Consider the following 11,259-nt stretch of genomic DNA (forward strand, 5'->3'; position numbering starts at 1 on the left):
ATGACTACATGGAATGTGAAGATCGGCATCAACCCGATCTCGTGGATGAACGACGATTTGCCCAGCCTGGGCGGCGAGACGCCTTTGGAAACGGCGCTGAAAGAGGGCGCCGAGATCGGCTACGTGGGTTTTGAGCTGGGCAACAAGTTTCCGAAAGATGCCCCGGCCCTGAACGCCGTGCTGGGTAAATACAATCTTGCCTGCGTCTCCGGCTGGTATTCGGGCCGGCTGGCGCACCGCAGCGTCGAAGAGGAGATCGCTTCCGTCGCATCGCACTTGCGCTTGCTTGCCGACAGCGGCGCCACCGTCATGGTCTACGGCGAAGTGGCCGATGCGATCCAGGGCGAAGCCCGCCCGTTATATAAACGTCCGCGTTTCCAGACGCAGCAGCAATGGCAGGACTACGCCGATAAACTCACGGCGTTTGCGAAACACTTGCTCGACCACGGCGTGCGCCTGGCCTACCACCACCACATGGGTGCTTACGTGGAAACGCCGGCTGACGTGGATCAACTGATGGCCCTGACGGGGCCGGAAGTCGGCTTGTTGTTTGATACGGGTCATATCACCTTTGCCGGCGGCGACGCGTTGGCGGTGCTGAATAAACATATCGATCGCATTTGCCACGTGCATTGCAAGGACGTGCGCCCGAATGTGGTGAAACTGGCCCGCAATGGCCACTGGAGTTTCCTGCAGGCCGTCATCAACGGCGCCTTCAGCGTGCCGGGCGACGGCTGCATCGACTTCCCGGCCATCCTGACGCGCTTGTATCTGCACGGCTACGAAGGCTGGCTGGTGGTGGAGGCGGAGCAAGACCCGGCCGTGGCGCCCAGCTATGAATACGCGAAGATGGGCCACGATTACCTGGCACGCCTGGTCGACGCGATTCCGCGCCTGGGCCGGGAGGCGGCATGAGCCCGCTGCTGGTGAAAGCGGGGCAGGGACAGACTATCGTCGAGGTCACGCCCGAGTCCGCCGGCTGGACGCACGTGGGCTTTGCCGCGCACAGGTTGCAGGCCGGCGAACACATCAGCCTGGAGACGGGCCGCCGCGAGCTGTGCCTCGTCGTGCTGACGGGCACGGTCACCGTGCAGGCGGGCGAGCAGACCTGGGAAGCCATCGGCAAGCGCGCCAGCGTCTTCGAGGACGTCTCGCCCTATGCCGTGTATGTGCCGCTGGAAACCACGGTCGGCATCACGGCCGTGAACGCCGCGGAAGTGGCCCTGTGCAGCGCACCGGCCACGACGCACCGTCCGGCACGCCTGATCGAACCGGCCAGCATGACGCGCTCCGTGCGCGGCAAGGGCGCCAATACCCGCTATGTGTGCGACATCCTGCCGCAGACGGAGGAAGCCGACGGCTTGCTGGTGGTCGAGGTGGTCACGCCGTCCGGCCACTCGTCCAGCTATCCGCCGCACAAGCATGACGATGACAATATCCCGCTGGAAAGTTCGCTGGAAGAAACGTACTACCACCGCTTGCACCCCGAGCAGGGCTTTGCCTACCAGCGCGTCTACACGGATGACCGTTCCATCGATGAAGCCATGGCCGTGGAAAACCACGACGTGGTGATGGTGCCCAGGGGCTACCACCCCGTCACCGTGCCATATGGCTACGACGGCTATTACCTGAACGTGATGGCCGGCCCGAAACGCGTGTGGCACTTTAAAAACGACCCGGCCCATGACTGGCTGATGACGAAATAACCAAGGACAAGACAATGACGACCCCGACAATCGGCCACTTTATTGGTGGCAACCCCATGGCCTCGCGCTCCGAGCGCACGAGCGACGTGTTCAACCCCGCCACGGGCGCCGTGACGGCCAGGGTGGCGCTGGCGACGCCTGCCGAGCTGAACGCGGCCGTGGCCGCCGCCCACGCGGCCTTTCCCGCCTGGTCGCAAACGTCCCCCTTGCGCCGCGCCCGTGTCATGTTCAAGTTCAAGGAATTGCTGGAAGAACATGCGGATCAATTGGCAGCCCTGATCACGGCCGAGCACGGCAAGGTGTTCACGGATGCGAAAGGGGAAGTGACGCGCGGCATCGAAGTGGTGGAATTTGCCTGCGGCATCCCGCAAATGATGAAGGGAGAATATTCGGAGCAAGTGGCCGGCGGCATCGACGCCTGGTCGATCCGCCAGGCCCTCGGCGTCTGCGTCGGCATCACGCCGTTCAACTTTCCCGTGATGGTGCCGATGTGGATGTTCCCGATGGCGATTGCCTGCGGCAATACCTTCGTATTAAAACCGTCGGAGCGCGACCCGTCGGCCAGCCTGCTGCTGGCGCAGCTGTTGACGGACGCGGGCTTGCCCGACGGCGTCTTCAACGTGGTGCAGGGAGATAAAGAGGCCGTGGATGGGTTATTGCACCACCCGGACGTGCGCGCCGTCAGTTTCGTCGGTTCCACGCCGATTGCCGAGTATATTTATGCGACCGGCTGCGCGCAGGGCAAGCGCGTGCAAGCGCTCGGCGGCGCGAAAAACCACATGGTCGTCATGCCCGACGCGGATATTCCCCAGACGGTGGACGCCCTGATGGGTGCCGCCTTCGGTTCGGCGGGCGAGCGCTGCATGGCCATTTCCGTCGTCGTGGCGGTCGGCAATGTCGCGGACCAGCTGGTCGAAGCGCTGGTGCCGCGCATCGCGGCGTTAAAGATCACGCAGGGCATGGATCTGTCGGCCGAGATGGGCCCCGTGGTGACGCAGGTACACAAGGACAAGATTGCCGGCTATATCGCCACGGGCGTCAAGGAAGGCGCCAGGCTGGTCAGTGACGGGCGCGGTTTCGTGCTGCCCGGCCATGAAAAGGGCTTTTTCCTCGGCGGCAGCCTGTTCGACCACGTCACGCCCGAGATGACGATCTATCAAGAGGAAATCTTTGGCCCCGTGCTCTGTATCGTGCGCGTGCCCGATTTCGCCACCGCGCTGGACCTTGTCAATGCGCATGAGTACGGCAACGGCACGGCGATCTACACGCGCGACGGCAACACGGCGCGCGAATACACGCACCGCGTGCAGGTAGGGATGGTGGGCGTGAACGTGCCGATTCCCGTGCCGATGGCTTTCCACAGCTTCGGCGGCTGGAAGCGCAGCCTGTTCGGCGACCACCATGCGCATGGCCCGGAATCCGTGCGCTTCTACACGAAACAGAAGGCGGTGACGCAGCGCTGGCCGGCCTCGACGGCTGCCGGGGCCGAGTTTGCCATGCCGACCTTGAAGTAAAATCCGCTGTAAAACCCGCTGGTTCGCTTCTTGCTTGATGCAATGGTTAACTATTTAGCCATTGCAGATCGCTCCCATGACGTCCAGCCGTACCCAGCCTTTGCGCATCGTTGTCGTCAACACCATTGTCGAGCACGGCGTGCACGAGAATGCGGCCCTGGCTGCGCAGGTGCAGCGCGGCAATGCCTTGCGCATCGGCTTGCTGGAATCGGGGTACGACATCGTCGCCTCGCTTCCAGCCGACCTCTACCTTCCCGAGCGCATCGCGCAGTTGCAGCCTGATCTCATCATCATCGATGCCGAATCGGATGCGCGCGACGTGCTCGAACACATCGTCATCGCCACGCGCGACGAGCGCCGCCCCATCGTGCTGTTTACGGAAGACGGCGCCACGGCCAGCATCGATGCGGCCATGGCGGCCGGCGTGTCCGCGTATATCGTGGCCGGCTTGCAGGCCGAGCGCATTCAACCGGTGCTGAACGTGGCGCTGGCGCGCTTTCGCCAGGAAGAAAAACTCCGCGCCGAATTGCTCGACACCCGACACAAGTTGCTGGAGCGCAAGGTGATCGAGCGGGCCAAGGGCCTGTTGATGACGCATCACGGCTTGACGGAAGAGCAGGCTTACCAGCGCTTGCGCAGCATGGCCATGAACAAGAAACTCAAGCTGGCAGAGATCGCCCAGCGCATCCTCGACGTGGAGGACTTGCTGGGATGAAACGTCCATTTTCTGATACATGCTGGTGCAGCGCACCATTGCGGTGCGTTTCCCGCCGCCATGAGCCGGGCATGCACGGGCACGGTCCTTGCTGCTGGAACAGCATGACCTTGCCCATGGCGGCGCGGCAAAACAGTACTTATCAGCAAGGAATGGTATGACAGAGCAAATGGGCAAAGAGACAGGGCAGGGCGCGCAAGTGGCGCGGACCCTGCAGCCGGAAAAACAGACGATACGCATCGGCTACCTGCCGCTGACCGATTGCGCCTCGCTGGTGATGGCGTCGAAGCTGGGCCTGGATGAAAAATACGGCATCAAGATCGAACTGAGCCGCGAAATGTCGTGGGCCGGCGTGCGCGACAAATTGAATAACGGCGAACTCGATGCGGCCCACGTGTTGTACGGTCTCGTGTATGGCGTGCAGATGGGCATCGGCGGGCAGCGGCACGACATGGCCGTCTTGATGAATCTCAATCACAGCGGCCAGGCCGTGACCCTGTCGGCGGCGCTGGCGCGCGACGGCGCCCACGATGGCCCCACATTGGCGCGGCACATGCGCGCCGCGGCGCGGCCCTTTGCGTTTGCGCATACTTTCCCAACCGGCAACCACGCGATGCTGTTGCAATACTGGCTGGCCGCGCAGGGCATCGATCCGCTGCGCGACGCGCGCGTGATGACGGTGCCGCCGTCGCAGATGGTGGCCGCCTTGCGCGCGGGCCAGATGGATGGCTTTTGCGCGGGCGAGCCGTGGGGCTACAAGGCCATCGTCGATGGCGTGGGGGTGACGGCCACCACCAGCGGCGCCATCTGGCCCGACCATCCGGGCAAGGTACTGGGCACCAGCGCCGCGTTTGCGCACCAGCATCCGAACAGCTGCCGCGCCCTGATCGCCGCCGTGCTCGAGGCGGGCCGCTGGATCGACGCCAGCGATGCCAACCGGCTGGCCATGGCGGCCACCCTGGCCGAGCCTGCTTATCTGAATACGCTGCAGGAAACGCTGGCGCCGCGCATCCTCGGCCATTATCAGGACGGCCTGGGCAAGACGTGGGACGAGGCGCACGGTTTGAAGTTTTACGGCGCCGGCGCCGTCAATTTTCCCTACCTGTCGGACGGCATGTGGTTCATGACCCAGCACCGGCGCTGGGGCTTGCTGCGCGACGAACCCGATTACCTGGCGGTGGCAAGGCAAGTCAACCGCATCGACCTGTACCGCCAGGCGGCGGAAATGACGGCCACGCCCTTGCCGGCATCACCGCTGCGCAGCTCGACCCTGTGCGACGGCGTCGTGTGGGACGGCAGCGCGCCGGAAGCGTACGCGGCGTCGTTTGCCATCGGCCATTTTTTCTGATTGGAGAGTTCATCATGGCGCAACTTGGAAGCGTGACCCTGGTCGGCGCCGGTCCCGGCGACCCGGACCTGCTGACCATCAAGGCAGTAAAAGCCATCGCGCGGGCCGACGTGGTGCTGATCGACGACCTCGTCAACCCGGCCATCCTCGCGCATGCGGCACAAGGCGTGCGCGTGGTCGAGGTGGGCAAGCGGGGCGGCTGTGCCTCCACGCCGCAAGCGTTCATCGAGCGCCTGATGCTGGCCGAAGCGCGCGCCGGCCTGCACGTGGTACGGCTGAAAGGGGGCGACCCGTATCTGTTCGGGCGCGGCGGCGAAGAGCGCGCCTACCTGCGCAGCCACGGCGTGGCCGTCGAGGTGATCCCGGGCATCAGCAGCGGCCTGGCCGCACCGTCCAGCATCGGCGTGCCGTTGACGCACCGCGGCTGGAGCCAGGGCGCCATTTTCGTCACGGGCCACGGCAAGGATAGCGCGTCCGAGCCGAACTGGCTTGCGCTGGCGCAAAGCGGCCTGACGCTCGTCATCTACATGGGCGTGGCCAGGGTGGCGGCCATCCAGGCCGGCTTGCTGGCTGGCGGCATGGCGCCCGGCACGCCCGTGGCCGTGGTGCAATCGGCCAGCCTGGCCGCCCAGCGCCAGTTGCTGAGCACCTTGCAGCGCTTGCCGGACGATTTGCTGGCCAGCGGCCTGGGCAGCCCCAGCATCATCGTCGTGGGCGAGGTGGTGCGCTGCGCCGATGCCTGGGACGACCATGGCGCACAGGGCTTGCTGGCCGCGGCCGTGTGATTTAGCGGATCGGCAGGGCCACGGGACGGATGGGCGCCGCGTCGCCGCCGCGGAATTTCAAGGAGGCGCCGATGAAGGCGAACTGGTAGACCTTGTCGCGCGACAAGCCTTCCAGGTCGACCAGTTCCAGGATGGGCGCGCCCTGCTGCGCCAGCAGATACGTGTGCACGGGCAGGTAATTGCCGGGCACTTCGGAGGGAAACGCCTCGAAACTGAGGTTGTCCGCCCCCACCACCATGGCGCCGCCATCTTCCACGAGGAATTTCGCCGCATCGAGCGACAGGCCGGGCGGATTCGCCATATAGGCTTGCGCCTGCTCATAGTGCTGCATGCGGCCCGTGCGTATCAGCACCACGTCGCCTTTTGCCAGCGTCACCTTCTGTTGCGCCAGCGCCGCGCGCAAATCCTGCCGCGTCACGCGGTAATTGTCGGGCAGTTGCTGTAATCCCTTGGCCACGGCCACGTCGATCAGCACGCCGCGCGCGACGATGGGCGGCAGTTTTTCCGCGCCCGTCACGGTCCAGCCCCGGTCGCCCAGGTATTGCTCTTCCGTAAAACCGTTCCAGATCTTGCCGTTCAAGCCGAAATGGTTAAGGGCGTCGATATGCGTGCCCATGTGCGCATACATAGACACGGCCGAGCCCGTGTAACTGACGTGGCGGTTCATCTGTTCGCCCACGTTCATCGAGTCGGCCACCACGTTGCCCTTCGGCGTGTGCGTCATCCACATCTGGTAGGGCGGGTCGCCGGCCGCCTGCCAGCTGGGCATGCCGACATAGAAATCGACGGCCAGGTCGTAGCTCTTGCCGCCGTCGATGCGCGCCAGGATGGCGGCGCGCGAGGCGGCCGTCATCAGGTTCAGGCGGCCGATCTCGTCTTTCGGCCCCCAGGGGCTGATGCCCACTTCGGGCAGGGCGGCGGCCGGGGCGGCCTGCACTGCGCCGGCCAGCAGCGCCAGCAGCAGGGTGGCCAGGGTGGCGGATGGTTTGAACATGGGGTACTCCTTGCGTGACATGAATGAAGAAGCCGCCATCATATTATTTTCAATTCCAATGATAATCAGCGATAAAATAATAAGATATTCAACCACAAGGAAAGAATCATGGATGTCCTGGCGCACATGCGCGTGTTTCGCAAGGTGGTCGAGCGCGACAGCTTCAGCAAGGCGGCGCTGGATCTGAACCAGTCGGCGGCGGCCATCAGCAAGCAGGTGCGCCAGCTGGAGGCGCATCTGGGTACAGTGCTGCTGGTGCGCACGACGCGACGCATGAGTCTGTCGGATGGCGGGCGCGCCTACTATCTGGAATGCTGCCGCCTGCTCGATGAAATCGACGCGCTGGAACTGGCCACGCGCGGCTGCACCGGCAAGGTGGCGGGGCGCTTGCGCGTGAATGCGCCGCTGTCGTTTGGCCTGAAGGTGCTGTCGCCGCTGCTGCCGGTGTTCATGGCGCGCTACCCGGAAGTGAGAATCGAGATGACCCTGGACGACCGCCTGCGCGACGTGGTGGGCGAGGGCTATGACGTGTCGCTGCGCATCCGCGCCGCGCTGGCCGATTCGACCCTGGTGGCGCGCCGCCTGGGCGATGTCGAGCAGATGATCTGCGCATCGCCCGCCTATCTGGCGCGGTGCGGCACGCCCCGGCTGGCGCAGGACTTGCACGGTCACGATTGCCTGGCTTACCGGCTGGCCGACAGCCCCGGCGTGTGGCAGCTGGCCGGCCCGGAAGGGAGCAGCAGCATCGTCCTGCCCGTGCGCTTTTCCGCCGACAGCAGCCTGCTGCTGGCCGACATGCTGGCGGCGGGCATCGGCGTGGGCGCGCTGCCGTCGTTTGTCGCCGCGCCGCTGCTGGCCAGCGGCGCCCTGGTGCGCGTGCTGCCGTCGCACGGCATGGCCAGGCGCGGCGTGTATGCCTTGACGCCCGACGGACGCCACGTGCAGGAAAAGGTGCGCGCCTTTTGCGACTTCCTGGCCGGGGCGCTGCGGGGTGCCCAGGCGCCAGGTGTTTTCCAGGGCAACCATTGAACGCGCTTTTTTTCTTCCACAAGCGCGTCGGGCAGGGGCTTTGATAGTATCCTCGTACTTGCTGGGCGGCCGGGGCGCCGCCCATTCAAGGAAACCGGAATAAGCGATCGACAATGCACACTTTGAGCAAGGGCGGGGCGGGATCAGGCATCAGGATATGGGCGGGTGGCTTGCTGCTGGCGTTGGCGGTGGGCGGCGCCCTGTATGCGGGCGCGGCGCGCACGGTCGATGACGATGCCGAGCAGCGTTTCGACAACCTCACGCATGGCGCCCAGCATAGCCTGATCACGCGCGTAAAAAGCTATTCCGACCTGCTGCGCGGCCTCGAAGCCCTGTTTCGCACCAGCGAGCAGCTGACGCGCCGGCAGTTCCACGATTACGTGGCCGGCCTCGATATCGCGCGCCAGTTCCCGGCCATCGAATCGGTCAACTATGCGGTGGCCGTCCCGTCGGCGCGGCGCGCCGCCTTCATCGAGGCCGTGCGCCGCGACACCAGCCTGGCGCCGCGCGGCTATCCCGCCTTCACCATCCGTCCCGCGGGGGAGCGGCCGGAATACGCGGTGCTCACCTACCTGGAACCCGATTCCCTGCTGGCCGAACGCATGGGCGTCGATATCGGCGCCAACCCGCTGGTAGCGCAGTCCCTGGCGCAGGCGCGCGACAGCGGCGAGGTCAGCGCGTCTGGCCAGGTGATCATGATCAAGGGGCCGCCCGCGCACGTGGGCCTGGGCATGCGCCTGCCCGTGTACCGCAACGGTATGCCGCAAGGCAGCGTGGCCGAGCGCCGCGCCGCCTACCAGGGTTCCGTCGGCATCGGCTTTGGCGTGGCGCAGCTGGTGCACAGCGCGCTCGAACGCAGCGCCCTGGAGCCGCTGCACCTGACCCTGTACAGCGCCGCCGAAGCGACGCCCACCGATGGCGCCCTGCGCATCACGCCGCAGGACCGCCTGCTGTTCAACGATGACGGCGACCTGGCGGCGGCGCCGCCGCAACCGGGCAGCGATGCCGACTATTTCGACCAGGTGCTGCCCGTGGCTTACCAGGGCGGCCTGTGGAAAGCCCATTTCCGCGTGCGCAAGGCGGAGCTGTACAGCCCCTTCGACCGTTATTTCCCGTGGCTGGCGCTGGCTGTCGGCGTGGCCGGCACCCTGCTCATTTATGGCTACATCTTTACCCTGTACCGTTCGCGCCGCAATGCGGTGGCGCAGCGCACCCTGCTCGATACGGTGCTCGACAGCGTCGACGCCTACGTCTACATGAAGGATGCCGACCTGCGCTACCGCTACGTGAATGCGCGCACGGCGAAGATACTGGGCCGTTCGGTGGAGCAGCTGATCGGCCGCCAGGATGGCGAATTGATGCTCGGCGATGCGGCGGCGTCCGTGCAGCGCACGGAGCGCCAGGTGTTCGACAGCGGCGCCAAGTTCGTCGGCGAGGAGCGCTTCGTCGATGCGCAGGGCCAGGTGCATCATCTGTGGAGCGTGAAGGTGCCGCTGGGCTTGCCCGGTCCCGTCACGGGCCTGATCGGCCTGTCCACCGACGTGACGGAACTGCACCGCCTGAAGGAACAGGCCGACGCGGCCAGCCAGGCCAAGAGCGACTTCCTGTCGAACATGAGCCATGAAATCCGCACGCCGATGAACAGCATCATCGGCATGGCGCACCTGGCGCTGAAATCCGTGGCCGATGCGCGCCAGCGCGACTATCTGCAGAAAATCTTCCACTCGGGCCAGCACTTGCTGGGTCTGATCAACGACATCCTCGACTTTTCCAAGATCGAGGCGGGCAAGCTGGAACTGGAAGTGCTGGACTTCCGTCTCGATACCCTGCTGGCGAACATCGCCAGCCAGCTCGGCGACGCGGCCGCTGTCAAGGGCCTGGCGCTGCAGTTCGATATCGCGCCGGAACTGCCGCAGCGCTGGCGCGGCGACCCGCTGCGCCTGGAGCAGGTCTTGCTGAACCTGACCAGCAACGCCATCAAGTTTTCCGACAATGGCAGCATCTTCGTGCGCGTGCGCCAGTCCGAGGAGCGGGGCAGCCACGGCATGCTGCGCTTCGAAGTGCAGGACCGGGGCATCGGCATGAATCAGGAAGAGGTGGCGCAGCTGTTCCGCTCCTTCCACCAGGCCGACCCGTCGACCACACGCAAATATGGCGGCAGCGGCCTGGGGCTGGTGATCAGCAAGCAGCTGGTGGAGCTCATGGGCGGCAAGGTGGGCGTGTACAGCCAGCCTGGCCTGGGCAGCACCTTCTGGTTCACGGCGCGCCTGGAGAAAAGCGCGCAGGCCAGCGACGAGCGCATCGCCGAAGTGGAACCGGAAGTGCTGGGCGTGATACGCGGCGCATCCATCCTGCTGGTGGAAGACAACGTCTTCAGCCAGCAGGTGGGCTGCGAATTGCTGGAAGACGCCGGCGCCACCGTCTGCGTCGCCTGCAATGGCCGCGAAGCGCTGGAATTGCTGGCCCACCGGCGCTACGACTGCGTGCTGATGGACGTGCAGATGCCGGAGATGGACGGTTTCGAGGCGACGCGCCGCATCCGCGCCGACCCGCAGCTTGCCGGCCTGCTGGTGATCGCCATGACGGCCAATGCGGGCAGCGAAGACCGCGCCCGCTGCCTGGCGGCCGGCATGGACGAATTTTTGACCAAGCCGATCGCCCCGAATCTGCTGTTCCACCTGCTGGCGAAATGGTTTCGCCTGCGTGGCGGCATCGGCGGCATCGGCCATGCGCGCGCGGGCGACAGGCTGGTGGCGGTGCCGAAAGCGCCGCCACCAGCCGCTTCGCCGGACTTGCGCGATACGGCGATTCTCGACCTGGCCACCCTGGCGCTCACGTTCAGCAATGACCCCGTGAAGATGCGCAAGTACACCCAGCTGTTTCTCGATACGGCGCGCGACGGCATCGCCGAAATGGAGCAAGCCATGGCGCTGGAAGACCTGGGGCGCCTGGCCGACCTGGGACACCGCAGCAAATCGTCGGCGCTGGCCGTCGGCGCCCATGCCTTTGCCGGCCTGTGCGCGTCGATCGAAGGCTTGCGCCTTGGCGGCGACCTGCAGCAGGCGCGCGCCTTGCTGACGGCCCTGGGGCCGGCGCTGGCGCAGGTGGCGGAACAAATTTCCGTGGAATTTGCCGCCAGCGACGCCCCCTGACGCAGGCAGCGGCGAT

At 65.5% G+C, this 11,259-nt stretch carries 9 protein-coding genes; 8 read left to right on the forward strand and 1 reads right to left on the reverse strand.

What is annotated here, in order from left to right; genetic code table 11:
- The 6 genes from iolE to cobA all read left to right on the forward strand — a co-directional run bounded on the left by iolE (nt 1) and on the right by cobA (nt 6,068).
- A complete protein-coding gene (gene iolE, locus BZG29_RS12445; RefSeq protein WP_077403024.1) occupies nt 1–915 on the forward strand; it encodes a myo-inosose-2 dehydratase in 915 nt (304 codons plus the stop codon).
- Nucleotides 912–1,706, forward strand: a complete 795-nt coding sequence (iolB, locus tag BZG29_RS12450) for a 5-deoxy-glucuronate isomerase (RefSeq protein ID WP_077403026.1) — start codon at nt 912–914, stop codon at nt 1,704–1,706. Before iolE ends, iolB begins: the two co-directional genes overlap by 4 nt.
- Before the next feature lie 14 nt (nt 1,707–1,720).
- A complete protein-coding gene (locus tag BZG29_RS12455) occupies nt 1,721–3,220 on the forward strand; it encodes a CoA-acylating methylmalonate-semialdehyde dehydrogenase (protein ID WP_077403029.1) in 1,500 nt (499 codons plus the stop codon).
- Nucleotides 3,221–3,296: 76 nt separating this feature from the next.
- On the forward strand, nt 3,297–3,935 hold the full coding sequence (locus BZG29_RS12460; RefSeq protein WP_034777888.1) for an ANTAR domain-containing protein: 639 nt from the start codon (nt 3,297–3,299) through the stop codon (nt 3,933–3,935).
- Between the two features lie 157 nt (nt 3,936–4,092).
- Nucleotides 4,093–5,283: a CmpA/NrtA family ABC transporter substrate-binding protein gene (locus BZG29_RS12465; protein WP_253192863.1), complete on the forward strand. Its 1,191-nt coding sequence runs from the start codon at nt 4,093–4,095 to the stop codon at nt 5,281–5,283.
- Between the two features lie 14 nt (nt 5,284–5,297).
- Entirely contained in the window at nt 5,298–6,068 is a 771-nt protein-coding gene (gene cobA / locus BZG29_RS12470; RefSeq protein ID WP_077403036.1) for a uroporphyrinogen-III C-methyltransferase, read from the forward strand.
- 1 nt (nt 6,069) lies between these two features.
- Here the strand turns inward: cobA and BZG29_RS12475 are convergent, their stop codons facing one another.
- Complete coding sequence (locus BZG29_RS12475; protein ID WP_150130887.1) at nt 6,070–7,062, reverse strand: cyclase family protein; 993 nt, start codon at nt 7,060–7,062, stop codon at nt 6,070–6,072.
- Between the two features lie 108 nt (nt 7,063–7,170).
- Here BZG29_RS12475 and BZG29_RS12480 point away from each other — a divergent pair, with 108 nt between their 5' ends.
- Both BZG29_RS12480 and BZG29_RS12485 read left to right on the forward strand, forming a co-directional pair.
- The gene (locus BZG29_RS12480) at nt 7,171–8,091 is read left to right on the forward strand and encodes a LysR family transcriptional regulator (protein ID WP_077403040.1); all 921 of its coding nucleotides are present in this window, start codon (nt 7,171–7,173) and stop codon (nt 8,089–8,091) included.
- 113 nt (nt 8,092–8,204) lie between these two features.
- Complete coding sequence (locus BZG29_RS12485) at nt 8,205–11,243, forward strand: CHASE domain-containing protein (protein WP_077403043.1); 3,039 nt, start codon at nt 8,205–8,207, stop codon at nt 11,241–11,243.
- Nucleotides 11,244–11,259: the final 16 nt, after the last annotated feature.

The sequence above is a fragment of the Janthinobacterium sp. LM6 genome (assembly GCF_002002885.1).
GTDB lineage: Bacteria > Pseudomonadota > Gammaproteobacteria > Burkholderiales > Burkholderiaceae_D > Janthinobacterium > Janthinobacterium kumbetense.